Source organism: Brevundimonas sp. (genome assembly GCF_027487935.1).
Classification (GTDB): domain Bacteria; phylum Pseudomonadota; class Alphaproteobacteria; order Caulobacterales; family Caulobacteraceae; genus Brevundimonas.
Map to the genome: position 1 here is coordinate 137,276 of NZ_JAIYCP010000003.1, position 25,506 is coordinate 162,781.

Sequence of the window (25,506 nt, forward strand, 5' to 3'; positions counted from 1 at the left end):
ACCCGGTCATATCGGGGCATGACCTCCCTGCGTGACGCCGCCGCCTGCCGCCTTCGAAGCGCCAGCGGCACTTTCGCCTTCCTGGTCTTCCTGATGGTGGCACCCGCCGTCGCCGCCCAGTCCTTCGAAGAGCGACACGGCCCGGCGGTTGACGCCCTGGTTTCGCGGGCGTTGACCGAAACCGGTGCGCCATCCGCTTCGATCGCCGTCGTCGAAAACGGCCGGATCGTTTTCGCCCGGGCCTACGGCGTGCGGTCGCTCGCTACGGCTGAGCCGGCGACTGATGAACACCGCTACCACATCGGCTCGGCCTCCAAGACGTTTACGGCCGCCCTGGCTGCGATGCTTGCGGACGAGGGCCGCCTGTCTCTGGACGCGCCGGTCGGCCGCCTTTTGCCGGAGACCACGGCGGCGGAGCTCATCACCCTCCGGCAAGCCCTGTCGCACACCGCCGGCTACCAGGGCTATTTCACCATGGACGCCACACCGGCCGAGGGGCGCCGCGCGATAACCCCTGCGGACATCCTGGCGCGCTGGGCCGCCGCGCAACTGGACACGCCGCCCGGGACGGCCTGGGCCTATAGCAACACCGGCTATACGGTTGCCGGGGTGATGATCGAAAGGGCCACCGGTTCAGCCCTGAATGATCTGCTCCAGAGCCGAATCTTCCGCCCTCTCGGCATGACGTCCGCGGCGGATGTCGATCAACGCGGACCAGGGACCGGCGACGCCGTCGGCTACACCCGCTTTCTGCTGGGGCCGCCCCGGCCCGCCCGAGCGATCGGTCCAGGCTGGACATTCGCCGCCGGAGGCCTGGTGATGACGGCCTCCGATCTGGCCCGTTTCGACGTCGCGCTCATGGACGGCCCACTTCTCAGCGCCAGCGCTCGGGCGACAATGACCGCCGACACCCGCCTGAACGACGGCGAGGCCAGCGGCTATGGGCTCGGGCTCTATGTCGGCGAGTTCTCGGGCAGGCGTCGATGGACCCATGACGGCTCGATAGACGGCTTCGGCGCGGAGAACCGTCTCTATCCGGACCGCCGGGCCGCCGTCATCGTGCTGGTCAACGCCGACTTCGGACGCACGCCCTATGTGATTGCCGACGGCGTCGAGGCCCTTCTGCTCGACCCGCCCGCCGAGGTGCCGCCCGCCCCGAGACCCGCCCCAACTGCGCCACCGCCTGAGGCCCTGCCGGGCGGCGAGGCTGAGCGCGATCGCGCCATTGCCCTGCTAAACCAGCTTCGTGCGGGCCGGCTGGACCGCTCGAACCTGACCGACGACGTGCTCGACTACTTTTCGGATCAGGTGCTGGCGGACTATCGCGACAGCCTCGCCGCCCTCGGTCCAACGACAGCCTTCATCCAGCGGCGCCGCGACAAGATCGGCGGACTCGACGCCAGCCTTTACGAAGTGACGGTGGGCGGTCGTTTGCTGATCGCTATTCTTCGCCTGACGCCCGGGGGCGAGGTCGCCTCTTTCGTGGTGTTTCCGGCCTGACGGCGTTGCGGTCCCCCGGGACGTCGGCCATATCGGGGCATGACCTCCCCGCGTGACACTTCCGCCTCTCCCGACATCCTGTCCGATATCGTCGCCGCTGCCCTGAGGGCCGGGGCCGACGCCGCCGAGGCCGTCTCGGCCGAGCGGGCCGCCCTGTCCGTCGGCGTCCGCAACGGTGCCCTTGAGGAGGTCGAGCGCGAGGAGAGCCGCGATCTCGGCCTGCGCGTCTTCATCGGCCGGCGCATGGCGACCGTCTCGGCCTCGGACCTGTCCGAAGCTACCCGGTCCCGTCTGGTCGAGCGCGCCGTGGCCATGGCCCGGCTGGCACCCGAAGACCCCTGGGCCGGTCTGGCCCCGCAGGACCGCCTCGCCCGCGGCCCCTTTGCAGACCTCGACCTGTACGATCCCACCGAGCGCAGCGCCGCCGAGCTCGAGGCCATGGCCGCCGAGACCGAGGCCGCCGCCCTGGCCGTGCCCGGCGTTGCGAAATCCGAGGGCGGCCATGCCTCCGCCTCCTCCAGCCGCTGGCGGCTGGTCACCTCGCACGGCTTCGACGGGGCCTATCACGGCTCGGCCTTTTCGCTGGGCGTCGGCGTCATCGCCGAGCAGGACGGGGCCATGGAACGCGGCGGCGAACACCGCGCCGTGCGCCACCTGTCCGACCTGCCGTCCGCCGCCTCGATCGGCGAGTACGCCGGCCACCGCGCCGTGGCCCGCACCGGCCCGCGCAAGATCGACTCGACCACCGCCCCGGTCATTTTCGAGAACCGCATCGCCACCCAGGTCCTCTCCCCCCTGCTCGGCGCCATCTCCGGCCCCTCGATCGCGCGCGGCACCTCCTTCCTGAAGGACCGCCTCGGCGAGCGGATCCTGCCGGCGGGCGTGGAGCTGGTCGACGATCCCTTCCGCATCCGCGGCCTCGGCTCGACCCCGTTCGACGATGAGGGCGTGGCGGTGTCGCGCCAGTCGATCGTGCAGGACGGCGTCCTGACCACCTGGCTGCTGAACAGCTCGGCCGCCGCCCAGCTGGGCCTGGCCTCGACCGGCCACGCCTCGCGCGGCCTGGCGGGCCCGCCCGGGGTCTCGACCCACAATCTGCATCTGGAACCCGGCGCGCGCGATCTGGCCGGGCTGATGGCCGACGCCGGTGCCGGCCTGCTGGTCACCTCCATGTTCGGCCCGTCGTTGAATGCCAACACCGGCGACTGGTCCGCCGGGGTCTCGGGCTTCTGGTTCGAGAACGGTCAGATCGTCTGGCCGGTCAGTGGCGTCACCGTCGCGGGCAATCTGGCCGAGCTCTGGACCCGGCTCGAGCGCGGCTCGGACCTGGAGTTCCGGAGCAGTTTCAACAGTCCGTCCCTGATGTTCGACGGCGTCGCCATCGCAGGCAAATGAGCGACCTGGCGGCCGATCTCGACCTGATCCGCAACGCCGCAGAGGCCGCGGGCCGGCTGGCGCTGGCGGAACGCGACGCCGGGCTGAAGGTCTGGTCCAAGTCCGGCGGCTCGCCCGTCACCTCGGCCGACATCGCCGTCGACCGGCTGCTCAGGGATACCCTGCTCTCGGCCCGGCCCGATCACGGCTGGCTGTCGGAGGAGACCGCCGACACCACCGCCCGCCTGTCGAACCGCCGCATCTTCGTGGTCGATCCCATCGACGGCACCGTCGCCTTCATGAAGGGCAAGCCCTGGTGGTGCATCCCCATCGCTGTCGTCGAGGACGGCCGTCCGGTCGCCGCCGTGATCCACGCCCCGGCCCTCGGCGAGACCTTCACCGCCACCCTCGGCGGCGGGGCCGCCTTGCAGGGCCGCCCGATCACCGCCTCGGACACCACCGACCTCGATGACGCCTCCGTCCTGGCCGACGCCCGGCTGATCGAGGGGCCGCACTGGATCGAGCCCTGGCCGGCCATGCGGTTCGAGAAGCGCAACGCCATCGCCTATCGCATGGCCCTCGTCGCCGCCGGAGCCTTTGACGCCGCCATCAACCTGTCCCCCAAATGGGACTGGGACGTCTGCGCCGGAGCCCTGATCGTCGAGGAGGCGGGCGGTCGCGTGACCGATCACCACGGCCACGCCTGGCGCTTCAACCAGGCCGATCCGCGTCAGAACAGCCTGGTCTGCAGTGCGCCCGCGCTTCACCCGTTGATCGTGCGGCGTACAGCGCCTATTCCGCTGGCGGCTCGCTAGAATCTCCAGTCCGGACATCCCATGACCGCCGCACCCGACTCGCCCCAGCTCCTTCACCTCGTCATCGGCGGCGAGCTTCGCCACCTCGATGCGCCGGTGTTCCGCGACCTGTCCAAGGTCGAGTTCGTCGGGGCCTTCCCCAACTATGAGGAAGCCCGCCAGGCCTGGAAGGCGCGCGCCCAGGCCACGGTCGACAATGCCCACATGCGGTTCTTCATCCTGCACGCCCACCGGATGATCGATCCGCGCGGCGATGCGCACGATCACTGACCACACAACCGGGCTTCGATCCGCTCCTCTTCCGGGCGGTCGTGCCGACCTCTTGCAGGAGCCTCGCCCTTGACCCTCTTCGGCCGGACCCTGGACGGACAGGAGATCGCCGCCCTGGTCTCGCTGTTGCTGATGCTGGTCCTGTGGATCATCGTCTGGCGCGACAACCGTCGGGAGACAAACTGGTTCAAGGCCTGGAACGCAGAGCGCAAGGCGCGGCGCGACGCCGAGATCGCCGCTGAAGGCGGAACATCGGACACGCCATCCGACAAGAGCGAACCACGCGGCCCCTGGGGCTGACGCCTACTCCCGGCGCAGCAGTTTCTCGGTCAGGATCGTGCCCCACCAGCCGGCCTTGAACTCGGCCCGGATGGCTTTCGGGTCATAGGCGTCGCTGTCGATCCAGTCGATGAAACTGACCCCGGTCGGCTCGACCTCGTGCAGGTATTTCTCCAGCGTAAAGTCCAGCACCCCGGTCAGCCCCTCGCGGTGGTGCAGATAGCGCTTCGACAGCTGTTCGATCGCCACCGAGATCGGCTCGCCCAGATGAAAATGGCGATAGAAGACCGCCATCATCCCGGCCCGGTCCGCGCCGGACTTGCAGTGGATCAGCACCGGATACTCGATCGTCCGGAACAGTTCGCGCGCCCGATGTACACGGTCCCTCTGCGGCGGATCCCGCGAATCCAGCGGCGCGTCGATCAGTGTCAGCCCCAGCCGCGCGCAGGCGTCCTTCTCCAGCGCATAATAGGCCTCGTCCCGGGCCCCGCGCAGGTTGATGATCGTCTTGATGCCCTTGGACTTCCAATAGGCCAGCTGCCGCGGCGACGGCTGGTTGGTCCGCACCAGATCCGGCCCCAGCCAGTGGGCGTTCATGAACCACCGCCGCAGGAAGGCGTGATCCTTCCAGACATAGTCCCATTTCGCCTTGAACCGGCCGGCGGGAGTGGTGAGGTCGTAGCGAGGCATGGGGGAGGAGATAGGGGATCGGGAGCGGCGCGTCATCCGGGGTGAAATGATGGTGCGAATGAGCTAACCGGTTGCAACGCCGAGCCTATGCGCTTCCACCAGCCGCTCTATAAGCGTCGCTCATGGACTCGCCGAACCACACCCGGGCCGAAGACGGCCCCGCGATCGTTACGACTCTGCGGGCAGCAGGTGCTCTGCTCGACGACTTCATCGACTACCACCTGGCCGTGGGCTTCAGCCGAATCTATCTGATTTTCGATGATCCCGCCGATCCGGACCGTGCACGCTTAGAGGGTCGGCCAGCCGTCGAGGCGATCGCTGCCGACGACGTTTGGCGCGCGAGGTGGCGCCGGTCGCCACTGTTCGGAGAGCTGGGCGCATCAATCGATCAGGAGGTAATGGCCCGCCAGATCCTTAACGCCAGCGTGGTAGCCGATGTGGCTCGAGAGGCGGGGCACGACTGGCTGCTGCAAATCGACATCGACGAATTATTCTTACCAGCAGCGGGTGACGCCAGGGCCCTTTTCCGGGCCCTGCGGGATCAGCCAGTCGACGTGATGGGCTTCGCCAACATGGAGGCCGTTCCGGAACATGAGGCCGTCGATCGACCTTTCGCAGAGGTCAGCCTGTTCAAGGTTCCCGTCGAAGAAATGCGCAGGAGAGTGGCACCTGATGCAGCCTTGGCGGACACCCTGCGCCGTTCGAGCCGGTTCGGGTCCGGCTTTTTCAACCTCTACTCCAATGGCAAGTCGGCCGTTCGGCTCGCAGCGCCGGGATTTCAGCCGTTCGGCGTGCATGATTTTGATCGGCCACAAGGAGGCGCTCGTCGTCAGCAGGCACGGGATGCCGTGATCCTGCACCACGCCTGCTGCGGTCTGGAGGCTTTCAAGTCCAAGTATCGTCTGCTTGGCCGGTTCGCAGATCGCTGGTGGAACCGTTATGACATCGCTGCAGCTATAGGTCCCTTCCATCTGCAGGCTCGCGATGTCGTCATGGGTGGCGATGAACGGGCCATCGGTGACTTTTATCGCCGGCGCGTTGCCATGACCGACCCCGCTGAGGTCAACTTCTGGGAAGGCTACGGCCTGTTGCGGCGGCTACACGGCCCATCACGTTTGCTGTCCCGAACGAAGAGCTAAGTCAGCGGCAACCGGTCAGTCGCAGAGGTCCGCTCCGGGTCGTAGGCCGACATTCCCGAACCCTGCGGCCGCCGATCCCGCCACGTCCCACCTCCCCGCTTGACTTCCCCCCCGTCCCGTCCGACCTCGGACCTATGACGACGCCCGCCCCCGCCGCTGATGAGAACGAGCCCCGAAAGGAACGCCTGCGACCCCTGCTGGGCCGCATCTGGCGCGACTATCTCTCGCACCACCGGACGCCGCTGTTCCTCTCGATCGCCTGCGCCGCCGTGGTCGGGGTCATGGCGGCCACGGTGCTGCAGCTGCTGGAGCCGGCCATCGACGGCCTCTTCCTCGGCAAGGCAGTCACCGTCTGGGGCGTCATCACCGTCCCGCCGGGCAGCGCCCTGGTCTGGATCCCCCTGATCATCATCGGCGCGGGCCTGATCTGGACCGCCGCCGCCCTCGGTCAGGCCGCCCTCGTCAACCGGCTGGGTCACGGCATCGTCGGCGACATCCAGGTCCGGCTGTTCGGCGCCATGATCCGCGCCGACCTCGCCCGGCTGCGCAGCCAGCACTCCGGCGGCTTCGTCTCCTCGGTCCTGTTCGACGCCAATCTGGTGCGCGAGGCCTTCACGAATGGCGTCGTCAACTACACCCAGCACGCCCTGACCCTGGCCGCCGTGATCGCCTACATGGCCTGGACCGACTGGCGGCTGACCGCGATCGTCCTGCTGGGCGCGCCCCTGATCGCCCTGGTCCTGCGCCGCTTCGGCAAGCGGGTGCGCAAGGCCACCACCGGGGCCATGGTCGAGACCTCCAACCTCTCGACCGCCCTGATGGAGAACCTCGACGGCGTCCGCCTGATCAAGATCGAGAACCGCGAGGCGGCCGAACAGGACCGCGTCGGCGAGGTCGTGGCCCGCCGCCAGCGTCACGTCATCAAGAGCGCCGACAGCCGCGCCTTCGCCGGACCCTTCTCCAATCTGGTGGCCATGATCGTGGTCGCCGCCGTCATGGCCTATGCCGGTTGGCGGGCGCAGGACGGCGCGATGAGCGTCGGGGCCTTCGCCGCCTTCATCGGCCTGCTGATGGCCGCCGGCCAGTCGCTGCGGCAGGTGACCAACCTCCAGACCGTCATGGCCGAGGGCCTGACCGCCGCCCGCCGCCTGTTCGCCGCCCTCGATATCCAGCCCGAGATCCGTGAGACGCCCGACGCCGCGCCGCTCGACCCCGGCCCGACCACCGTCGGTTTCCAAGGCGTCTCCTTCGCCTATGGCCCGGCCGCCGACGGTGCGGCCCCGACCCTGTCGGATGTCTCCCTGACCGTCGCCCCCGGCGAGACCGTCGCCCTCGTCGGCCCCTCGGGCGGCGGCAAGAGCACCCTGCTCAGCCTGCTGCCGCGCTTCTATGACGTCACCGCCGGCGCGGTAACCGTCAACGGCCGCGATATCCGCGAACTGAAGCTGCATGACCTGCGCTCAAGGATCGCCCTGGTGACCCAGGAGCCCTTCCTGTTCGACGACACCGTGGCCGCCAACATCGCCTACGGCCGCCCCGGTGCATCACAGGCTGAGATCGAGGCCGCCGCCGCCGCCGCCGCCGCCCACGAATTCATCACCGCCCTGCCCGACGGCTATGCGACCCGCGCCGGCGAAGCCGGCCTGCGCCTGTCCGGCGGCCAGCGTCAGCGTATCGCCATCGCCCGCGCCTTCCTCAAGGACGCCCCCATACTGCTGCTCGACGAGGCCACCAGCGCCCTCGACACCGAGAGCGAGGCCCTGGTGCAGGCCGCGCTGGAGCGGCTGATGCAGGGCCGCGCCACCCTGATGATCGCCCACCGCCTGTCCACCGTGCGCAACGCCGACCGCATCCATGTGATCGAGGCGGGCCGCGTCGTGGAAACCGGCACCCACGCCCAGCTGGTCAAGCGGGGCGGCCTCTATACACGCCTGGCGAAACAGCAGTCGCTGGACGGCGATCCTGTCACGGCGGTGATATGAGACCCCTCCGCAACCCCGTCATCCAGAGCGTCCTCGCCTGGACCCTGGCGCAATGGATGCGGTTCTGTTTCGCCACCATTCGCTGGACCTGGGTCAATCAGGCCGTGGCGGAGAAGGTCTGGGCCGATGGCGGCGGGGTGCTGGCAGTCTTCTGGCATTCGCGCATCGGCCTCAGCCCTGCCTGCTGGCCGCTGGACCGCGCCACCCCGGCCAAGGCCCTGATCTCGCTCAGCGCGGACGGCGAGTTCATCGCCAAGGCCGTCGCCCGTCAGGGCTTCCCCGCCGTCCGCGGCTCCTCCTCCAACAAGGACAAGGCCGACCGCGCCAAGGGCGGGTCCCAGGCCCTGCGCGACGGCCTGCGTCAGCTGCGGGACGGCGGCCTGGCCATCACCCCCGACGGGCCGCGCGGGCCGATGCGCGAAATGGCCGAAGGCCTGCCGCTGCTGGCCAAGCTCTCGAAAGCGCCGGCGCTGTTCATCGGCATGTCCTGCAACCCCGCGATCCGCCTGAACAGCTGGGACAGGGCCGTCCTGCCCCTGCCCTTCGGCAAGGGGGCCATCGTCTGGGACGTCGCCCACTATCCCGAGGGTGCCGAACTGGCCGAGGTCGCCCGAGACTGGACCGAACGCCTGACCGCCGTCGAGGCCGCAGCAGACGCCGTCACCGGCCTCGAGCGGATTTGACGTGAGCCCCGCCCTGATCGTCTACCGGCTTCTGACCCGGCTGCTGGAGCCGCTGGCCCCGCGCCTGCTCGACGCCCGCGCCAAACAGGGCAAGGAAGACCCCGTCCGCGTCGACGAACGGCTGGGCCTGACCACCGTCGCCCGGCCCGCCGGTGATCTGGTCTGGCTGCACGGTGTCAGTGTCGGCGAGACCCTGTCGCTCCTGCCCGTGGTCGAACGGATTCGCCGCCAGCGGCCGGACCTGGCCATCCTCGTCACCTCCGGCACCCTGACCTCGGCGCAGCTGCTGGCCCAGCGCCTGCCGGCGGGCGTGATCCACCAGTTCGCGCCGGTCGATGCGCCGGGCGCGGTGGCCGCCTTCCTCGAACACTGGCAGCCATCCCTGGCCGTCTTCGTCGAGAGCGAACTCTGGCCCAATCTGATCCTCGAGGCCCGGCGTCGCGGCGTGAAACTGGTCCTCGCCAGTGCCCGTATCACCGAAAGGACCGTCGAGGGCTGGCGGCGCTTCCCGAGCGCGGTCCGCCAGATCCTGTCCGCCTTCGACCGCATCCTGCCGCAGGACGAGACCTCGGCCGCCCGGCTGCACAGCCTCGGCGCCCGGATCGACGGCCATGTGAATCTCAAACTCTCCGGCGAGGCACCGCCGCATGACGCCGCCGCCTTCACCCGCCTCAGCGCCGCCATCGGCGACCGGCCCGTGGTCGTGGCCGCCAGCACCCATGACGGCGAGGAGATCGCCATCGTCCGCGCTCTGGACAAACTGGCCGAACGCCTGTGCCTGATCCTGGTCCCGCGCCATCCCGCCCGCAGCGCCGACATCGCCACTGCCCTGACCCGCGACGGCTACCGCTTTGCCCGGCGTTCGCAGGGCCACGAACCGGATCGCGACACCGACCTGTATCTGGCCGACACCCTCGGCGAGATGGGCCTGTTCCTGCGCCTGGCCGATGTCGTGGTCATGGGCGGCTCCTTTTCCGTCGCGCTGGAGAAGCCCCCGGTGGGCGGCCACAATCCGCTGGAGCCCGCCCGCCTCGGCAAGCCCGCCGTCACCGGCCCCGACATGAGCAACTGGGCCGCCGTCAGTGACGCTCTCGTCGAGGCGGGAGGGCTGACCGTCGTCCACGCCCCCTGGGACCTGCCCGCCGTCCTCGCCCCCCTGCTGGCCGACACCGACGCCGCCCGGGCCGTGGGCGAGCGCGGCCGCCGCGCGGCCGCCGAAGCCGGCTCCGGTCTGGACCGTCTGTGGGAGACGCTCGCGCCCCTGCTGCCCCAGCCACCCCGGGGAGGCCGCCGATGAAGCTCAACACACCCCGCTGGTGGTACACCCGCGACGCCCGCCACGGCGCGGTCGCCCGTACCCTGTTGAAGCCCCTGTCGTGGATCTGGGCCGCCGCCACCGCCCGCCGCATCGCCCGCGCAGAGCCCGTCGATCCGGGCATTCCGATCATCTCGGTCGGCAATCTGACGGTCGGCGGCTCGGGCAAGACCCCGGTCACCCGCGAGGCCATCCGCCTGCTGCATGAGGCCGGGATCAATGCCCACGGCCTGTCGCGCGGCTATGGCGGATCGCTGCGTGAGCCGACGCAGGTCGACGCCGCCCTCCACACCGCCGCGGACGTCGGCGACGAGCCCCTGATGCTGGCCCTCGGCGGCCCGACCTGGATCGCCCACGACCGTGTGGCGGGAGCCCGCGCGGCCGCAACAGCCGGGGCACAGGTTCTGGTCCTCGACGACGCCCACCAGAATCCGACCCTGAAGAAGACGCTCAGCCTGATCGTCGTCGACGGCGAGACGCGCGGCGACGAATGGCCCTTCGGCGACGGCTCGGTGTTTCCGTCCGGGCCGATGCGCGAGAAACTGCACCACGGTCTGGCCCGCGCCGACGCGGTCGTCATCCTGCTGCCCGCCGATGCGCCCGGCGCTGATCCCGAACTGCTCCAGGCCTTCGGCGCCCTGCCCGTCCATATCGCCCGGCTGAAGCCCGCCGCGCCGCCGCCCAACGGCCCGATCGTCGCCTTCGCCGGCATCGCCAAGCCGTGGAAGGTCGAGCGCGCCCTCGACGCCGCCGGGGCCGAACTGGTCGATTTCGCGCCCTTCCCCGACCACGCCGCCTTCCGCGAGGACGACCTGCGCTTCCTCGCCGACCGCGCCGAACGGGCTCACGCCCGTCTGGTCACCACCGAAAAGGACTGGTTCCGCCTGCCACCGGAATGGCGGGCGCGCGTCCTCTCATGGCCGGTCAAGGCGACGTTCGAGGACGAGGCGGCGTTTCAGCGGTTGCTTTTGTCCTCCCTCTCCCATTGGGAGAGGGCTTGAGCGCACGGCGGCGCAGCCGTCGTTCTTGCGCGAAAGGGTGTGGGTCGAACGCCCGGGGGGCGGCTTCGCCGCTCCAACCAGCCGACCCACATCCGCCCCTCCGGGGCACCTTCTCCCAACGGGAGAAGGGATCATTCGAGCGGTCCGCCGTCCTCGGTCCAGAATGACCATAAACCCGCGGAAATCTCTCTCGCTGCGAACCGCACGGGAAGCGGCGTCAGGATCTCGTAGAGTTCGAATTGGGATGCCGCGGGCGTGTTCGGCGGCAGCAGCACTGCCCCTCCCGTCGGCCGCCATTCATGATCCCAAACCCTCAGCCACCCGATAGTCGCATCGTCCTTTTCATGACCGATATGTACGCGGTGCCAAGCCATCGAGACCCTACTCCGCCCGGTAGACCACCCCGCCCCGCATCACGAACCGCACCCGCTCCAGCTCGGTGACGTCCGTCAGCGGATCGCCCGTGACCGCGATCAGATCGGCAGGCATGCCCGCCGCGATCCGGCCCGCGTCCTGCGAGATCCGCAGGTGCGCCGCCGCGTTCACCGTCGCGGACTGGATGGCCTCCAGCGGCGTCAGACCGGCCCGCACCAGCAGGGCGAACTCCTGGGCGTTGTCGCCATGGGCCGAGACGCCGGAGTCGGTGCCGAAGGCGATCCGGACCCCGCCCTCATGCGCGCGCCGGGCCATGTCCAGCATCTGCGGCCCGGCCTGCAGGGCCTTGGCCGTCTGGGCCGGGGTGAAGAAATTGTTCGGGCCCCGGGCGATACCGGTGACGAAATCCCCGGCCAGCAGGGTCGGCACCAGATAGGTCCCCTCGCGCCGGAACAGCCGGATCGATTCGTCGTCCAGATAGGTGCCGTGCTCGATCGAATCGCCGCCCGCGCGCAGGAAGGCATTGATCCCGTCGACCCCGTGGGCGTGCGCCGTCACCTGGCGTCCCATCCGGTGCGCGGCGCCGACGATGGCCGCCAATTCCTCGTCCGAGAACTGCTGACCCAGCCCCGCCGCCGTGTTCGACAGCACCCCGCCGGTCGCCGTGATCTTGATGATGTCGGCTCCCGAACGGACCTGCAGGCGCACCGCCCGCATACAGTCCTCGACGCCCGAGCAGATGCTCTCGCCGGAGAACAGATGCATGATGTCTTCGCGATAGCCGTTGACGTCGCCGTGACCACCGTGGACCGACACCGCCTCGCCCGAGGCGATGATCCGCGGTCCCGCCACGTCGCCGCGCCGCACGGCGTCGCGCAGACCGAAGATGGTCTCATTGGTCGCTCCGAGGTCGGCCACGGTCGTGAAACCCGCCATCAGGGTCCGCCGCGCGAACCGCGCACCGGCAAAGGCCTGGTCGACATCCGACTCGGTCACATTCTCCAGCCGGCTGTTCGGGTTCTGCTCGCCGGTCAGGTGCACATGGCTGTCGATCAGGCCCGGCAACACGAAAGACGACCTCAGATCGACGATCCGGCCCTCGCCGACAAAGCCGTCGCGCACCGCGACGATCCGGTTCCCCTCGATCACGAGAGTTTTATCGCGCTGCACAATCCCGGTCGCCGGATCGGCCAGAAGCCGTCCCACCTGGACGAACGTCGTTCCCTCCGCCGGAGAAACCGGTGCGGGTGCGGGGGTTTGTGCAGCGACCCCCGTAGCGCTCAACAGGGACACGGCGGCCAGCAATGATGTGATCGTCTTCACGAAATCCTCCCGGAACAGAGCCTGCACCATAGACCTCCCGGCGTCGGAGCCAAGGCTCGGCTTGAATCGGTCGTCACAAACTGAAACAACCCGTGCCCTGTTCATTAACCGGCTGAGAGGTGTCGTATGCGCCTGGCGAGACGAGGCTTCATTCTGGGCGGCGTGGCCATGCTTTCGGGCTGCGCCTCCGCGGCCGCGCAGACGGCGAGCCTTCAGCCGCTCGTGACCGTCACTCCCGCTCCCGCTCCCCAGCTTCCGGTCCGCCCGGCCGAGGTCATCACCTCCCAGCTCAACACCACCCGCCCGCTCGACCCCCGTGGTCAGATCCGCCAGGAGCTGATGGACCGGGCCATGGCGGCGCTCGACATCCACGACCACCGCATCACCCGCCGCGACCGCATGTATCTGGTCGATTTCAAGAAATTCTCGGGCGACGAACGGCTGTACGAAGTCGACCTCGAAGGCGGTGCCGTCACCCTGATGCGCACCAGCCACGGCCGTGGCTCGGACCCGGCGCACACCGGCTACGCCACCAGCTTCAGCAACACCCCGGACAGCCACATGTCATCGGTCGGCTCCTATGTCACCGCAGGGGCCAGCCACGGCGCCGAACAGGGGCCCAATGTCCTGCTCGACGGGCTGGAGTACACCAACAACCTGGCCCGCGAGCGCGCCATCATCATCCACGGCGCCGACTACGCCGACCCGGCCTTCCTCGCCCGCGAAGGCAAGCTGGGCCGCAGCTACGGCTGTTTCTCGGTCGCCCACGCCGACCTGCCCGCCCTGCGCGAGCGCATGGGCGAGGGCCGGCTGCTGTTCGCCTGGGCCTGACGTCCGCCTATTTCAGCACGGCCAGCAGCACGGCCACCCAGTGCACCGCCGCCGCCACGACGACATGGCCGTGCCAGATGGCACGCCGGTAGCGCATGGCCTTGTTGGCGTAGAAGATCACGCCCACCGAATACAACAGCCCCCCGACCGCCATCAGGATCAGCGGTGCCAGGCCGAGGCTCTGCATGATCGGCTGGACGGCAATCACCATCAGCCAGCCCAGCGCCAGATAGACGACGATCCAGAAGCCCTTGCCCAGCCCCGGCAGCAAAAGCTTCGCCATGACGCCGAACAGGGCGATGCCCCAGACCGCCGCCGTCATCCCCCAGGCCCAGGCGCCGGTCAGATGCTGGGTCGTGAACGGCGTGTAGCAGCCCGCGATCATCAGGAAGATGCCCGCATGATCGAACCGTCGCAGCAGCGGCTGGAACCGCGGCGCGGCGAAATTATAGGCCGTCGACAATGCCAGCATGGTCAGCAGGCCGACCGCATAGATCGCCGCCGCCGTCAGCCGGCCGACATGGCCGAAACCGATCGCCAGCCCCAGCAGCATCCCGCCCCCGACCAGCGCCAGCGCCAGCCCGGTCAGATGCACGATCAGATCAGCCAACCGCTCCTTCCCGTCGCGGTAATGACTCGGCGGTTCGGGCGGGAGGGTGTCGTTCACGGGGGGCAGTCTCCAGAGCGGGTGTCCGCACGGCCTGGCGGCGGAACCTTCACGATACATGGCATGCGTCGGGGCATTGGAACACTGGCGCGATGGATGAGATCGGCGGCCGGCGAAAGCAGGGGTGATTCAGGGATCGATCGGCCGCCTTGCTGCGTGGCGGACTGCCACGACATAAACCCGATCCTCAGCGACCCGATATCGTATGATGTAGGGTCTCACCGAGGTGAGTTCGCGCGTGCCTCCACTTGACGGTCGTCCTCGCTCCGCAAACAGGGCGAGCCTGTCGCCGGCCGCCTTCAACCGAATGAAAAAACGCGCCGCCGCTCCGGGGCTGAAATCCGCGAGATAGAGACTGATCGTCTCGAGGTCGGCCAGGGCCTGATCTGTCCAGATTACTCGCCGCACTTCGGGCGCGGAAGCGGATTGGGGCTCGACCAGGACTTGACCCAGCGCAGGACGGCCTCATGGCTTACAACGCGACCCGCCTCGATGTCCGCCAGACCTCTGAGGGTCGCCGCGTCCAGTTCCGCGTCGTCCGCGGAGATTTCCTCAAAATCGAAGACGCCGGGCTCTTCGTTCAGGTCTTTGGCTGGGTCGTCCATGGGTCGATCCTATCACGATCGAAGATCGACGCATCCGATTTCAACCCAAGCGTGATCATGAACCGACCCACCACCACGCCGAAGAGACCCTAAGCCCGCTCCAGCGCCCGCCAGCCGATGTCCGTTCGGAAAAAACCGCCCGGCCAGTCGATCTTCTTGACCACCGCATAGGCCCGCTCGCGGGCCTCGGCGATGTCCTTGCCCCGGGCGCAGACATTCAGCACCCGGCCGCCCGCCGCCGCCAGCTGGCCGTCATCCCGGCGCCGGGTTCCGGCGTGGAAGACCTGCACATGGGGCCCGAAATCCTGCTCGGCACCGCGGATGATCGAGCCCTCCAGCGGACTGTCCGGATAGCCCGAGGCCGCCAGCACCACACAGATCACCGTATCCGGGCTGAAGGCCGGCATCGGCGCCCGGGTCAGATCGCCCCGCGCGCAGGCCAGCAGCAGGGGCACCACGTCTCCGTCCAGCCGCATCATCAGCACCTGACATTCCGGATCACCGAACCGGGCATTGAACTCGACCACCTTGGGCCCGTCCGCCGTGGCCATCAGCCCGGCATACAGCACCCCCCGATAGGGCATGCCCTCGGCCGCCATGGCCGCCACCACCGGCTGCACGACCCGCCGGTCCGCCGCCTCGACCAGTTCCGGCGTGAACACCGGGGCCGGCGAATAGCTGCCCATCCCGCCGGTGTTCGGCCCCAGATCGCCGTCATAGGCCCGCTTGTGATCCTGGGCCCCGCCCAGCAGCACGGCGCGCTCGCCGTCGCAGACGGCGAACAGCGAGCCCTCCTCGCCGTCCATGAACTCCTCGATCACCACCCGCGCCCCGGCCGTGCCGAACCGGCCGCCCAGCATCCGCTCGAGCTCGTCTTCGGCCTCGCGGCTGGTCGGACTGATGGCCACGCCCTTGCCCGCCGCCAGCCCGTCGGCCTTGATCACATAGGGCGGCTTGAACACGCCCAGCGCCTGCCGCGCCTCATGCAGCCGCTCATAGACGCCGAAGCCCGCCGTGGGGATGTCGTGCCGCTGCATGAAGGCTTTGGAAAAGGCCTTGGAGGTCTCCAGCTGCGCCGCCTTGGCCGTCGGGCCGAAACAGGGGATGCCCGCCGCCGCCAGCCGGTCGGCCAGCCCGGCCTCCAGCGCCGTCTCGGGCCCCACGACGACCAGATCGGCCTTGATCTCGCTTGCCAGGGCCGCCAGCCCGTCGGCGTCCGTGACCTTCATCGGCCGCAGCTCGCCCAGCGCCTCCATGCCCGGATTGCCCGGCGCGATGACCAGCCGCCGCACCAGCGGCGACTGTGCGATCTTCCACGCCAGGGCGTGCTCACGCCCACCTGATCCGACCAGCAGGATATTCATGCCCGCGCAATGACCGCACCGGCGCAGGCGGTCAAGTCGCGGATGCGCGCGCGAGGCTCAAGCGCCCGCGGCCGGGGTGATGCCCTCTTGTCATCCCGGACGGCGCAAGGCGGCGACGTTTGCAGCGAAAGGCTTTTCCGCGGCGCTGGCGCTGACATCGACGGGCCTGACGGCTCCCTGTCGCGCTGTTAGTAAAGGCAAAGTAATTCGATTGGACGCGCTGGAAAAAGCTACTTAGCTCGTCCTCGAATTGTACCATGCATTACAATCGAAAAACGTAGCGAGTGCTTTCTCCGCCGCTCCAGGAGCAGCTCGCCCGTAATCCGGCTCCCCGGAGGGTAACTTTGCAAAATATTCAGTGTATTCTGCAGCTGATTTATCCTCCAGAGCCATAATCTCTGTATCAGACAAACCCACGTTCTTTCGATCTTGATCAAATAAAGATCTTGATTTTTCTACCTCTGAGATGGCCAGATCTTCTGAAATGGCCATATCTTTAACCGCCTCATCACCGTTTGAGATAAAAAATGCATAAGCATTATTACAACGCAGACCCCTCTCAAATCTCTCAACCGGAGAAAGTTCAGGCGCAGATGCTGTTGAAACATCCGCCGAGCCATCACCTGAGCCACTCGGACCACAGCTCGACAATCCGCAAGCTATGCTGATGGATAAGGCCACCCATAGGTATTTGAAATTATACTCGGATACAGCCATCGAAATCCCCCGGCATTCCCTTCGGACACAAAAAATCTGAAACCCGATCAAGGATACCCGGGCTGTTCAAGACTTCCCAGACTTTTTTCGTGAACCGCCTCGCCCCCGGGTTGCCGTGCGGCTGCCGGGTCGGAGGAACGCATGGATGATGTGTGGTTGGTGCATTTGGCGACCTGATTGAAGCGCTGCTTGGCCGGGCCCGCCGCCGAACGCCCAAGGGGCCCGTTCCAGGCGAATGTCCGCTGCCCAAACATGGGCTAGATCCATCAGCTCCCCATTCCCGCCGCTCCCTCGCCCCGCTAGTCTCCCCCCATGACCGACGACTCCTACGTCTTCGAGGGCCCGGCTGACGAGCCGCCGGCAACCGCGCGCGACAACAATCCACCCCGGACGGTCTCCGAACTGTCCTTCGCCCTCAAGCGCACGCTCGAGGAACAGTTCGGCCATGTCCGGCTGCGGGGCGAGATATCCAAGGTCAATCACCACGCCTCGGGCCATGTCTATCTGACGCTCAAGGACGACAAGGCGGCCATCGACGGCGTCATCTGGAAGGGGTCGGTGCGCGGCCTCGGCGTCCGGCCCGAGTCGGGGCTGGAGGTCATCGTCACCGGCAAGATCACCTCCTATCCGGCGCGGTCATCGTACCAGATCGTCATCGAGACCATGGAGGCCGCCGGGGCCGGGGCCCTGCTGGCCCAGCTGGAGCGGCTGAAGGCGAAACTGGCGGGCGAGGGCCTGTTCGAGCCGGGCCGCAAGACCCCCATCCCCGCCTTCCCCGCCGTGGTCGGCGTCATCACCAGCCCCACCGGCGCGGTGATCCGCGACATCCTGCACCGCATCAGCGAGCGCTGGCCCTGCCGGGTCATCGTCTGGCCCTGTGTCGTCCAGGGTGACGCCGCCGCCGGTCAGGTCGCCGCCGCCATTCGCGGCTTCGACAGCCTGACGCCCGGCGGTCCCATCCCGCGCCCCGATGTGGTCATCGTCGCCCGCGGCGGGGGCTCGGTCGAGGATCTCTGGGCCTTCAATGACGAGGCCCTGGCCCGCGCGGTCGCCGCCGCCGCCATCCCGATCATCTCGGCCGTCGGGCATGAGACCGACACCACATTGATCGACTTCGTCTCCGACCGCCGCGCCCCCACCCCCACCGGCGCGGCCGAGATCGCCACCCCGGTGCTGGCCGACCTGCAGGCCGCCGTCGCCGATTTCGAGCGCCGTCTCGCCCGCGCCGGGGGCCGCATCCTCGAGGACCGTCGCACCCGGCTGCGCGCCGCCGCCCGCGGCCTGCCCGCCCGGCCCGAGGATGTGCTGGCCCTGCCCCAACAGCGCCTCGACCATGCGGGCAGTCGGCTGGGTTCAGCCCTTCAGCGCAATGTCGGCGGGCACGAGCGCCGGTACGCCACTGTCTCGGCGAGGCTCTCTGAAGGCCTGCTCAAACGCGTCATCGAACGGCGCCACGACCGGCTCACGGCCTTCGCCGACCGCTTCGCCCCCACCATGACCCGCCGACTGGAGCGCGACGAGGCCCGGCTGGCCGCCCTGTCCCGCGCCCTGGCCGGCCTGAACCCCAAGACCCCCAAGCCCGGCTTTGCCCGCGTCGAGAGCGAGGACGGCACCATGATCGCGACCGCCGCCGCCCTGCAACCGGGTCAGGCGGTCCGCCTGGCCTTCGCGGACGGATCACGCAGCGCGCGGATCGACGGAGACGAGACCGGCCCGCCACCCCGGAAGGCGCCGGCCTCCACTGCGCGCCCCGGCAGCCCGCCACCCGGCCAGGGCAATCTGTTCTGAGCGCGAAGGCTTGGCATCGCGCCGGCGTCCAAGCTAGCCTGTGCCCATGCCCGCACCCCAGACCGCCCAGGCGACCCTCCACTATGGTGACGGCGAATACGCCGTGCTCAAGCCCGGCCGTTTCGTGATCTGCGCGGTCAGCGGCAAATCCATCCCGCTGGAGTCCCTGCGTTACTGGTCGGTCAGCCTGCAGGAAGCCTATGCAGGACCGAATGAGGCCTTCCAGCGACTGGGCCAGGTTGCGTGATCCTGAACCGCCGGAGTCTCGTCATCGGCACCGGTGCCCTGATCGCGACCGGCCCGCACCGGTGCGGGCGGAGGAAATGGCGCGGCCACAATCTCGATCCTTCGCTGATGGCGCCAACCTGAGCGCAGCGGGGCCGTTGACCTTCCGGGCGAACACAGATCGGTCATGGACGGCTCCTGATTCACCTCCTAAATTGATCGCTTGTTTCGTCGCTTGCTGTCCGGCCCCGCCCCATGTCCTCCCTCAAGGCAATCCAGGTTTTGCTGATTGACGACAACCAGCACATGCGGTCGATCGCGGCTGCGGTGCTTCAGTCGGCCGGGGTGCGCACGGTGCTTGAGGCGGCGGACGGCGCAGCGGGCCTTGAGATCCTGCGCGACCCCAGTCTCACTGTCGACCTCGCCATCGTCGACTTCAACATGTTCCCGCTGGACGGGGTGGAGTTCACCCGCCTGGTCCGCACAAGCCCTGACACCAACAACCCCTACCTGCCGATCATCATGATGACCGGCCATTCCGAGAAAAGCCGGGTCTATGAGGCGCGCGATGCCGGGGTGACGGAGTTCGTGGTCAAGCCGATCACCGCCAAGGCCGTCCTTGACCGGATCCACGCCGTGATCATGCGCCCGCGCGATTTCGTGAAACACGACAGCTATTTCGGGCCGGACCGCCGCCGAACCAATACCGTCAACTACACCGGGCCGCTGCGCCGGGCGGACGACGTGCAGCCCGAAGATCAGACCGACGAAGGTGCCGACGAAGGCACCCCGGACGCGTCAGACGCGGCATAGACCCGGTCGGGCCACCGTTTGTGGACCCAGAACCAGTCGGCCGGACTCTCCCGGATCCGGTCCTCGATGAAGCGGGTGATGGCCTGTACCCCGCGCGCGATATCGGCCTGCCGGTCTTCCGTCCGTTCCAGGGCGATCGGCGCATGGAAGGTCAGCCGGAACCGCACGCCGGGCAGCCGTACCACCGACATCGGCTGCAGCACCGTATCGAACCGCAGGGCCAGCCGGCTCGGTCCCGGCGCGGCGTTCACCGGCTGGCCAAAAAAGGTCACCTCGGGGCCCTCGGAGAATTTCTGGTCATTCATCAGGGCTACGGACTCGCCGCGCGCCATCCCCGCCAGCAACTCCCGCGCACCGTCCCCGCCCTTGGGCGCGAACAATTTCACCCCGTAGCGTGCCCGGGCCGCCTTTATCTGGGCATCGACATAGGGATTGTTAGCCGCGCGATAGGTGATCTGGCACGGCAGGCCCGAGCCGCAGATGGTCGCCGCCAGGGTCTCGACATTGGCGAAATGCCCGCTGACGAACACCACCGGCCGGCCACTGTCGCGAATGGCGTGCAGCCGCTCCAGCCCAACCACCTCGATCCGGCCCTGTTTGACCAGAAGGTCCATCACCGCCGTCTCGGCAAAGGCCCGGCCGGTCTGTTCCCACTGGTCCAGCGCCAGCTGCCCGCGCTCGGCGGCGGCCATGTCGGGGAAGGCGATGCGCAGGTTGCGCATCACGGTCCGCTGGGTCCCCGTCTTCGGCCCCAGGGTTCGCAGCAGCCAGCCGCCCAGCGCCGAGGCCCGCTCAACCCCGAGCAGACGCATGAAGCCGATAAAGCCGGCGAAGGCCATGCCTTCCAGCCGCCAGATCAGGTCCTGTCGAAAGCTGACGGCCTTACCACGCAATGGTGATGCCGCCGTCCACCACCAGGGTCTGGCCGGTCATATAGGCCGAGGCCGGTGCCGCCAGATAGACGGCCGCCCCCGCGATCTCGTCCGGTTGGCCGATCCGCTTCAGCGGGGCCGGGTCCGCCACCTGTTTCAGCAGGTCGGGGTTCTCCCACAGGTATTTGGCGAAGTCGGTCTGCACGAGGCCCGGCGCGATACAGTTGACCCGCACATTGGACGGCCCCCATTCGACCGCCAGATTGCGCGCCAGCTGCATATCCGCCGCCTTGGAGATATTGTAGGCGCCGATCAGGGCGTTGCCGCGCAGGCCGCCGATCGACGAGACGATGATCACCGAGCCGTCTTTCCGGTCCAGCATCTGCGGCGCGACCATCTGGATCAGCCAGTGGTTGGACACCACATTGTTCTGCAGGATCTTGCCGAACTGCTCGTCATTGATCCCCGCCATCGGCCCGGCATAGGGATTGGTCGCCGCATTGCAGACCAGGATGTCGATCTTGCCGAAGGCGGCATTGGTCTCATCGACCAGCCGCTGCAGGTCTTCCTTCGAGGCGATGTTGGCTGGAATGGCGATCGCCCGGCCTTCGCCGTGTTTCGCATTGATCGCCGAGGCCACCTCATCACACGGCCCGGCCTTGCGCGAACTGATCACCACCCGCGCGCCATGCTCGGCCATCCGCTCGGCGATCGCCTTGCCGATCCCCCGCGAGGAGCCCGTGATGACCGCAACCTTGCCGCTCAGATCGAACAATTCCATCGTTAACCTCAAAGACGTGGGGAGAATTGATACAGGACAGCCCCATGCGTGTTCCGTGTCCGGCGGCACAGCATCAAACACGGAACAATGCACAGATATATCGTCCGGATCGATTTTTGGATTCGCGCACTCCGGTCACGAAGCAAAATCGGTCTAGGCGATCGGCTCTGATACCCTGATAATCAAGCGATTCCATCCGGGAACACGGACCATCCGTTTCCAATGCGCGCACTGACCCAGGCCTTTCTGTTCTTCGGCTACCTTTTTCTGGCCCTCACGGTCGGCGCCTTCGTGTGGCGCGCAGGCCTTGGCGCCGGCGCGGGTGCGGCCGGGGCCATCGGCACCTTTGGCCTGATGGTTGCGATGCACGTCGGTATCAGCAGTCGCGCCGCCACGGCCGCCCTGCGCAAGGAGATCGAACAGGTCCGCGAGGCCCACCGCCTGCTCGCCGACGCCATGGAGTCGACGCAAGGGGCCATGGCCGACCTGGCCCAGGTCATCGAGTCCGGGGCCGTGACCTCGAACGAGACGCTGTCAGGCGAGGTCCGCATGCTGGAGACCCTGATCCAGCAGATGAGCGACACCCTCGAGCAGCGGGCCGCCCAGCCGGCGCCGACCAATCCCTACGAGGCCCGCCACCGCGAACAGGCCAACGTCCTGCTGGCCACCATCCACGAGGCCCTGGCCGAGAACCGGGTCGACCTCTACCTTCAGCCGGTCGTCTCCCTGCCCCAGCGCCGGACCATCTTCTACGAAAGCTTCACCCGCCTGCGTGCCGCCGACGACCGGGTGATGATGCCGGCCGAATATCTGTCGGCCGCCGAGGGCGAGGGCCTGGTGCCGGCCATCGACAACCTGCTGCTGTTCCGCTGCGCCCAGATCGTGCGCCGCCTTGCCCGGCAGGACCGCAAGGTCGGCGTCTTCTGCAACGTCGCCCTGTCGTCGCTCGGCGACGAGACCTTCTTCCCCCAGTTCCTCAACTTCCTCAGCGAGAACCGCGACCTCAACCAGGCCCTGATCTTCGAACTGGGCCAGGCCACCTTCGACGCCCGCGGCGCGGTCGAGGCCCGCAACATGGCCAAGCTGGCCGACCTCGGCTTCCGCTTCTCGATCGATAAGGTCCAGACCCTCGACCTCGACTTCGCCGACCTTCAGCGGTCCGATGTGAAATTCATGAAGGTCGCGGCCGACCTGCTGATCGAACAGCTGCTCGACCTCGACGGGGCCTCGGCCCTGCCCTCCCTGCGCGACATCTCCGCCGCCGATTTCGCCGGCCTGACCCGTCGCTACGGCATCGAGCTGATCGCCGAGAAATGCGAGAGCGAGCGCCAGATCGTCGACATCCTCGAGCTCGATGTCGCCATGGGCCAGGGCCATCTGTTCGGCGAGCCCCGCGCCATCAAGGAAGCCGTACTGGCGGAAACCGATCCCCCCGCCGACTTCATCCGCTCGACCCTGCGCAGCGCCGACAACCGGCGACGCTTCAACTAGCCCCCCGCCCGGTGCGTGGGTCAGGGCGACGCATGGCTCGCAACAGGCTTGCAGTTCCCGCAGCGCGGCTTAAAGGCGGGCCTGTGAAACCGTCTCCCGTCGAGCACTGGTCCCTGATGCGTTCGCTGGCCTTCCTGGCCGCGACCTTCGCCATTGTGTTCGCCACCCTGCTGCCGACCGCGGTCGCGGCCTCGGCGGCCACGGGTGAGCCGGTCGTTCTGTGCTCGGGCGACCGGATCATGGTCGTCTTCAACACCGACGGTTCGTCCGAGCCGGCCTCGATGGACAGCCTGGACTGCGCCGACTGCGTGCTGTCCGCCCTGACGACCCTGCCCCCTCCGCCCATGGTCCGGCCCATGGCCCCGCCACGGATCGTCGCCGTCCAGCCTGACCTGCCGCGCGCCGGCCCCTGGCGCGGTGGCCTCCGCCTCGCTGGCCTGCCGCCCCCCTCCACAGCCCCCCCGACCGCCTGAACCGGACGAACCACCCGCGCGCCGACGCATCTCCGGCGCGCGCCTGCCCCTGTTCAGGATTTCCAGAAAATGTCTCTCAAGACCACCGTCGCGCCCTGCGCGCTGCTGCTCGCTGCCGCCTTCACCATCCCCGCCCATGCCCAGACCTCGCCTTCGCAGGATGTGGCGACACTGGACACCGTGATCGTCACCGGTGTCCGCAATCCCGAGGACCCGCCCGTCGTCGCCGACGCCCGTGCCCTGCTCAGCCGAACACCGGGCTCGGTCGCCGTCGTCTCGGCCGAGAGCTATGCGACCCGATTCGCCCAGGGCTTCTCCGACAGCCTTCGGAACGTCCCCGGCGTCCTCGCCCAGAAGCGCTATGGCGAGGAAAGCCGTCTTTCCATCCGCGGCTCGGGCATTGCACAGGGCTTCCACCAGCGGGGCGTCCTGTTCGCCCAGGACGGCGTGCCCTTCGCCGACGCCGACGGCTTCTCCGACTTCCAGGGCATCGACCAGCTCAGTGCCCGCTACATCGAGGTCTACAAGGGCGCCAACACCCTGCGGTTCGGCGGTGCCCAGCTGGGCGGGGCGATCAATATGATCACCCCGACAGGCCGCAATGCCGCTGACGATCTGGTGCTGCAGCTCGAAGCCGGCTCCTTCGGCTTCCGCCGCCTGCACGGCGCGTTCGCCGGCGAGCGTGGCGACTGGGACGCCTTCGTCGGTGTTACAGCGCTGGAGGCCGACGGCTTTCGCCGGCAAAGCGACCAGAGCCAGGGCCGCCTGACCGCCAGTATCGGCCGCCGCTTCGGCGAGGACCGCGAGGTCCGTCTGATCGCCCAGGCGGCTGATATCCAGCAGTCCGTGCCGGGCGCATTGAACCTGACCCAGGCGCTTTCCACGCCGCGAATCGCACCAGCCAACAACATCATCAACGACAACGCCCGGGACCAGACCCTCAAGCGTGTGACTCTGCAAACACGTTGGCGGTTCGATGACAGCACCCTGTTCGAGGGTGCCATCTGGGGCTGGGAGAAGTCGCTCTACCACCCGATCTTCCAGGTCGTTGATCAGGAGAGCGAGACCCGCGGCGCCTTCGCCCGGATCGACTGGACCGGAACGGTCGGAGGCCTGCGCGCTGACGCCTTCTATGGCCTGAGCTATCGCGACGGCCAGATCGACGCCCTGCGCTACGTCAATGTCGGCGGCTTCCGCGGTGCCCTGACCGCCAACGGCTTCCAGGAAGCGGACGGGCTGGACGTGTTCGCCGAAGGCCGTCTGTTTGTCAGTGATCGGCTGGCTTTGGTCGCCGGCGGCTCCTTCGGTCGCGCCACCCGGGACTATGTCGATCGCCGGAACGCCCTGAACAACGACGGCATCGACTATGAGTGGTTCTCGCCCCGGCTCGGCCTGTTGTGGGAGTCAGAAGGCGGTGCCCAGGTCTTCGCCAATGTGACCCGTTCGGTCGAACCCCCGGCCTATGGGGCCCTCGTCCAGGCACCGCTCGTCGGCTTCACGCCGATCGACATCCAGGACGCCTGGACCGCTGAGGTCGGCACCCGCGGCCGTCGCGGTGCCCTGGCCTGGGATTTCACCGTCTATCGCAGCCGGATCGACGGCGAGATCCTGAACTTCATCGTCGGCCCGAACATTCCGGCCGCCACCTTCAACGCCGACCGGACGATACATCAGGGAATCGAGGCCGGACTGGACTGGCGACTGCCTGCGGAAATCGCGGACGGCTCGCTGCTGCTGCGCCAGACCTGGGCCTTCAGCGACTTCCATTTCGTCGATGACCCGCGGTGGGGCGACAACACCCTGCCGGTCGTGCCCGAGCACCAGTACCGGGCCGAGCTGACCTGGCGACATCCGTCCGGTCTGTTCGTCACCCCTTCGGTCGAGTGGCGCATCTCGGACGTCTGGGTCGACTATGCCAATACGCTGAAGGCGCCGTCCTACGCCCTGCTGGGTGTGAATGCCGGCTTCAAGCTCGGCTCGGGCGCGACCGTCTATATCGACGCACGCAACCTGACCGACGAGCGCTATGTCGGCGAATTCTCCGCCGTCACCGACGCACGGACCGCCTCGACCTCGGTGTTCTTCCCGGGTGAGGGCCGTTCCGCCTTCATCGGCCTTCGCCTGACCTATTGA

Annotated in this window: 26 protein-coding genes; 17 read left to right on the forward strand and 9 right to left on the reverse strand. The window is 68.1% G+C overall.

What is annotated here, in order from left to right; all coding sequences use genetic code 11:
• Nucleotides 1-18 precede the first annotated feature (18 nt).
• The 5 genes from Q0053_RS01405 to Q0053_RS01425 all read left to right on the forward strand — a co-directional run bounded on the left by Q0053_RS01405 (nucleotide 19) and on the right by Q0053_RS01425 (nucleotide 4,259).
• Complete coding sequence (locus tag Q0053_RS01405) at nucleotides 19-1,500, forward strand: serine hydrolase (protein WP_298094973.1); 1,482 nt, start codon at nucleotides 19-21, stop codon at nucleotides 1,498-1,500.
• 39 nt (nucleotides 1,501-1,539) lie between these two features.
• A complete protein-coding gene (locus Q0053_RS01410; protein WP_298094976.1) occupies nucleotides 1,540-2,895 on the forward strand; it encodes a metallopeptidase TldD-related protein in 1,356 nt (451 codons plus the stop codon).
• On the forward strand, nucleotides 2,892-3,689 hold the full coding sequence (locus tag Q0053_RS01415) for a 3'(2'),5'-bisphosphate nucleotidase CysQ (RefSeq protein ID WP_298094979.1): 798 nt from the start codon (nucleotides 2,892-2,894) through the stop codon (nucleotides 3,687-3,689). Before Q0053_RS01410 ends, Q0053_RS01415 begins: the two co-directional genes overlap by 4 nt.
• Before the next feature lie 21 nt (nucleotides 3,690-3,710).
• On the forward strand, nucleotides 3,711-3,959 hold the full coding sequence (locus Q0053_RS01420; protein WP_298094982.1) for a DUF4170 domain-containing protein: 249 nt from the start codon (nucleotides 3,711-3,713) through the stop codon (nucleotides 3,957-3,959).
• A gap of 69 nt (nucleotides 3,960-4,028) precedes the next feature.
• The gene (locus tag Q0053_RS01425) at nucleotides 4,029-4,259 is read left to right on the forward strand and encodes a hypothetical protein (RefSeq protein WP_298094985.1); all 231 of its coding nucleotides are present in this window, start codon (nucleotides 4,029-4,031) and stop codon (nucleotides 4,257-4,259) included.
• Between the two features lie 3 nt (nucleotides 4,260-4,262).
• On the opposite strand, the gene Q0053_RS01430 is transcribed toward Q0053_RS01425, so the two are convergent.
• A complete protein-coding gene (locus Q0053_RS01430) occupies nucleotides 4,263-4,928 on the reverse strand; it encodes a sulfur transferase domain-containing protein (protein WP_298094988.1) in 666 nt (221 codons plus the stop codon).
• Nucleotides 4,929-5,050: 122 nt separating this feature from the next.
• On the opposite strand from Q0053_RS01430, the gene Q0053_RS01435 reads away from it, so the two are divergent.
• The 5 genes from Q0053_RS01435 to lpxK all read left to right on the forward strand — a co-directional run bounded on the left by Q0053_RS01435 (nucleotide 5,051) and on the right by lpxK (nucleotide 11,048).
• Entirely contained in the window at nucleotides 5,051-6,067 is a 1,017-nt protein-coding gene (locus tag Q0053_RS01435; protein ID WP_298094990.1) for a glycosyltransferase family 2 protein, read from the forward strand.
• A 134-nt stretch (nucleotides 6,068-6,201) separates the two neighbouring features.
• Nucleotides 6,202-8,049 carry an ABC transporter ATP-binding protein gene (locus Q0053_RS01440; RefSeq protein ID WP_298094993.1) on the forward strand — a complete coding sequence of 616 codons (1,848 nt, stop codon included), beginning with the start codon at nucleotides 6,202-6,204 and terminating at the stop codon, nucleotides 8,047-8,049.
• Nucleotides 8,046-8,732, forward strand: a complete 687-nt coding sequence (locus tag Q0053_RS01445) for a lysophospholipid acyltransferase family protein (RefSeq protein WP_298094996.1) — start codon at nucleotides 8,046-8,048, stop codon at nucleotides 8,730-8,732. The genes Q0053_RS01440 and Q0053_RS01445 overlap by 4 nt, the downstream gene beginning before the upstream one ends.
• 1 nt (nucleotide 8,733) lies before the next feature.
• The gene (locus Q0053_RS01450) at nucleotides 8,734-10,029 is read left to right on the forward strand and encodes a 3-deoxy-D-manno-octulosonic acid transferase (protein ID WP_298094999.1); all 1,296 of its coding nucleotides are present in this window, start codon (nucleotides 8,734-8,736) and stop codon (nucleotides 10,027-10,029) included.
• On the forward strand, nucleotides 10,026-11,048 hold the full coding sequence (gene lpxK, locus Q0053_RS01455; RefSeq protein ID WP_298095002.1) for a tetraacyldisaccharide 4'-kinase: 1,023 nt from the start codon (nucleotides 10,026-10,028) through the stop codon (nucleotides 11,046-11,048). The genes Q0053_RS01450 and lpxK overlap by 4 nt, the downstream gene beginning before the upstream one ends.
• Nucleotides 11,049-11,429: 381 nt before the next feature.
• Here lpxK and Q0053_RS01460 read toward each other — a convergent pair whose 3' ends face one another.
• Nucleotides 11,430-12,746, reverse strand: coding sequence for an amidohydrolase family protein (locus Q0053_RS01460; protein ID WP_298095005.1), 1,317 nt, complete (start codon nucleotides 12,744-12,746; stop codon nucleotides 11,430-11,432).
• 126 nt (nucleotides 12,747-12,872) lie between these two features.
• On the opposite strand from Q0053_RS01460, the gene Q0053_RS01465 reads away from it, so the two are divergent.
• Complete coding sequence (locus Q0053_RS01465; RefSeq protein ID WP_298095008.1) at nucleotides 12,873-13,577, forward strand: murein L,D-transpeptidase catalytic domain-containing protein; 705 nt, start codon at nucleotides 12,873-12,875, stop codon at nucleotides 13,575-13,577.
• A gap of 7 nt (nucleotides 13,578-13,584) precedes the next feature.
• On the opposite strand, the gene Q0053_RS01470 is transcribed toward Q0053_RS01465, so the two are convergent.
• From Q0053_RS01470 to Q0053_RS01490, 5 genes are all read right to left on the reverse strand, one after another.
• Complete coding sequence (locus Q0053_RS01470) at nucleotides 13,585-14,244, reverse strand: hemolysin III family protein (protein ID WP_298095011.1); 660 nt, start codon at nucleotides 14,242-14,244, stop codon at nucleotides 13,585-13,587.
• Between the two features lie 129 nt (nucleotides 14,245-14,373).
• Complete coding sequence (locus Q0053_RS01475) at nucleotides 14,374-14,652, reverse strand: type II toxin-antitoxin system RelE/ParE family toxin (protein ID WP_298095014.1); 279 nt, start codon at nucleotides 14,650-14,652, stop codon at nucleotides 14,374-14,376.
• Nucleotides 14,640-14,849 carry a CopG family transcriptional regulator gene (locus Q0053_RS01480; protein WP_298095017.1) on the reverse strand — a complete coding sequence of 70 codons (210 nt, stop codon included), beginning with the start codon at nucleotides 14,847-14,849 and terminating at the stop codon, nucleotides 14,640-14,642. Before Q0053_RS01480 ends, Q0053_RS01475 begins: the two co-directional genes overlap by 13 nt.
• A gap of 89 nt (nucleotides 14,850-14,938) precedes the next feature.
• Entirely contained in the window at nucleotides 14,939-16,213 is a 1,275-nt protein-coding gene (gene purD, locus Q0053_RS01485) for a phosphoribosylamine--glycine ligase (RefSeq protein WP_298095019.1), read from the reverse strand.
• A 234-nt stretch (nucleotides 16,214-16,447) separates the two neighbouring features.
• Nucleotides 16,448-16,930, reverse strand: coding sequence for a hypothetical protein (locus Q0053_RS01490; protein WP_298095022.1), 483 nt, complete (start codon nucleotides 16,928-16,930; stop codon nucleotides 16,448-16,450).
• Nucleotides 16,931-17,242: 312 nt separating this feature from the next.
• Between Q0053_RS01490 and xseA the strand changes: the two genes are divergently transcribed.
• The 3 genes from xseA to Q0053_RS01505 all read left to right on the forward strand — a co-directional run bounded on the left by xseA (nucleotide 17,243) and on the right by Q0053_RS01505 (nucleotide 19,756).
• Nucleotides 17,243-18,718 carry an exodeoxyribonuclease VII large subunit gene (gene xseA, locus Q0053_RS01495; RefSeq protein WP_298095025.1) on the forward strand — a complete coding sequence of 492 codons (1,476 nt, stop codon included), beginning with the start codon at nucleotides 17,243-17,245 and terminating at the stop codon, nucleotides 18,716-18,718.
• 46 nt (nucleotides 18,719-18,764) lie between these two features.
• Nucleotides 18,765-18,965, forward strand: a complete 201-nt coding sequence (locus Q0053_RS01500) for a DUF2093 domain-containing protein (RefSeq protein ID WP_298095027.1) — start codon at nucleotides 18,765-18,767, stop codon at nucleotides 18,963-18,965.
• A gap of 233 nt (nucleotides 18,966-19,198) precedes the next feature.
• Nucleotides 19,199-19,756, forward strand: a complete 558-nt coding sequence (locus Q0053_RS01505) for a response regulator (RefSeq protein WP_298095029.1) — start codon at nucleotides 19,199-19,201, stop codon at nucleotides 19,754-19,756.
• Here Q0053_RS01505 and Q0053_RS01510 read toward each other — a convergent pair.
• Both Q0053_RS01510 and Q0053_RS01515 read right to left on the reverse strand, forming a co-directional pair.
• Nucleotides 19,702-20,595 carry a lipid A biosynthesis acyltransferase gene (locus Q0053_RS01510; protein ID WP_298095081.1) on the reverse strand — a complete coding sequence of 298 codons (894 nt, stop codon included), beginning with the start codon at nucleotides 20,593-20,595 and terminating at the stop codon, nucleotides 19,702-19,704. The genes Q0053_RS01505 and Q0053_RS01510 overlap by 55 nt on opposite strands.
• Before the next feature lie 43 nt (nucleotides 20,596-20,638).
• Nucleotides 20,639-21,409, reverse strand: coding sequence for an SDR family NAD(P)-dependent oxidoreductase (locus Q0053_RS01515; RefSeq protein ID WP_298095032.1), 771 nt, complete (start codon nucleotides 21,407-21,409; stop codon nucleotides 20,639-20,641).
• 222 nt (nucleotides 21,410-21,631) lie between these two features.
• Between Q0053_RS01515 and Q0053_RS01520 the strand changes: the two genes are divergently transcribed.
• The 3 genes from Q0053_RS01520 to Q0053_RS01530 all read left to right on the forward strand — a co-directional run bounded on the left by Q0053_RS01520 (nucleotide 21,632) and on the right by Q0053_RS01530 (nucleotide 25,506).
• Nucleotides 21,632-22,900 (forward strand): EAL domain-containing protein, encoded by a 1,269-nt coding sequence (locus Q0053_RS01520; protein WP_298095034.1) that lies wholly within the window; start codon nucleotides 21,632-21,634, stop codon nucleotides 22,898-22,900.
• 83 nt (nucleotides 22,901-22,983) lie between these two features.
• The gene (locus tag Q0053_RS01525; RefSeq protein WP_298095038.1) at nucleotides 22,984-23,373 is read left to right on the forward strand and encodes a hypothetical protein; all 390 of its coding nucleotides are present in this window, start codon (nucleotides 22,984-22,986) and stop codon (nucleotides 23,371-23,373) included.
• Nucleotides 23,374-23,442: 69 nt separating this feature from the next.
• The gene (locus Q0053_RS01530) at nucleotides 23,443-25,506 is read left to right on the forward strand and encodes a TonB-dependent receptor (RefSeq protein ID WP_298095041.1); all 2,064 of its coding nucleotides are present in this window, start codon (nucleotides 23,443-23,445) and stop codon (nucleotides 25,504-25,506) included.

Coding starts and splice junctions, on each gene's coding strand:
- Q0053_RS01405 (WP_298094973.1), top strand. CDS start 19: ATGACCTCCCTGCGTGACGCCGCCGCCTGCCGCCTTCGAAGCGCCAGC.
- Q0053_RS01410 (WP_298094976.1), top strand. CDS start 1,540: ATGACCTCCCCGCGTGACACTTCCGCCTCTCCCGACATCCTGTCCGAT.
- Q0053_RS01415 (WP_298094979.1), top strand. CDS start 2,892: ATGAGCGACCTGGCGGCCGATCTCGACCTGATCCGCAACGCCGCAGAG.
- Q0053_RS01420 (WP_298094982.1), top strand. CDS start 3,711: ATGACCGCCGCACCCGACTCGCCCCAGCTCCTTCACCTCGTCATCGGC.
- Q0053_RS01430 (WP_298094988.1), bottom strand. CDS start 4,928: ATGCCTCGCTACGACCTCACCACTCCCGCCGGCCGGTTCAAGGCGAAA.
- Q0053_RS01435 (WP_298094990.1), top strand. CDS start 5,051: ATGGACTCGCCGAACCACACCCGGGCCGAAGACGGCCCCGCGATCGTT.
- Q0053_RS01440 (WP_298094993.1), top strand. CDS start 6,202: ATGACGACGCCCGCCCCCGCCGCTGATGAGAACGAGCCCCGAAAGGAA.
- Q0053_RS01445 (WP_298094996.1), top strand. CDS start 8,046: ATGAGACCCCTCCGCAACCCCGTCATCCAGAGCGTCCTCGCCTGGACC.
- lpxK (WP_298095002.1), top strand. CDS start 10,026: ATGAAGCTCAACACACCCCGCTGGTGGTACACCCGCGACGCCCGCCAC.
- Q0053_RS01465 (WP_298095008.1), top strand. CDS start 12,873: ATGCGCCTGGCGAGACGAGGCTTCATTCTGGGCGGCGTGGCCATGCTT.
- Q0053_RS01480 (WP_298095017.1), bottom strand. CDS start 14,849: ATGGACGACCCAGCCAAAGACCTGAACGAAGAGCCCGGCGTCTTCGAT.
- purD (WP_298095019.1), bottom strand. CDS start 16,213: ATGAATATCCTGCTGGTCGGATCAGGTGGGCGTGAGCACGCCCTGGCG.
- Q0053_RS01490 (WP_298095022.1), bottom strand. CDS start 16,930: ATGGCTGTATCCGAGTATAATTTCAAATACCTATGGGTGGCCTTATCC.
- xseA (WP_298095025.1), top strand. CDS start 17,243: ATGACCGACGACTCCTACGTCTTCGAGGGCCCGGCTGACGAGCCGCCG.
- Q0053_RS01500 (WP_298095027.1), top strand. CDS start 18,765: ATGCCCGCACCCCAGACCGCCCAGGCGACCCTCCACTATGGTGACGGC.
- Q0053_RS01505 (WP_298095029.1), top strand. CDS start 19,199: ATGTCCTCCCTCAAGGCAATCCAGGTTTTGCTGATTGACGACAACCAG.
- Q0053_RS01510 (WP_298095081.1), bottom strand. CDS start 20,595: ATGGCCTTCGCCGGCTTTATCGGCTTCATGCGTCTGCTCGGGGTTGAG.
- Q0053_RS01515 (WP_298095032.1), bottom strand. CDS start 21,409: ATGGAATTGTTCGATCTGAGCGGCAAGGTTGCGGTCATCACGGGCTCC.
- Q0053_RS01520 (WP_298095034.1), top strand. CDS start 21,632: ATGCGCGCACTGACCCAGGCCTTTCTGTTCTTCGGCTACCTTTTTCTG.
- Q0053_RS01530 (WP_298095041.1), top strand. CDS start 23,443: ATGTCTCTCAAGACCACCGTCGCGCCCTGCGCGCTGCTGCTCGCTGCC.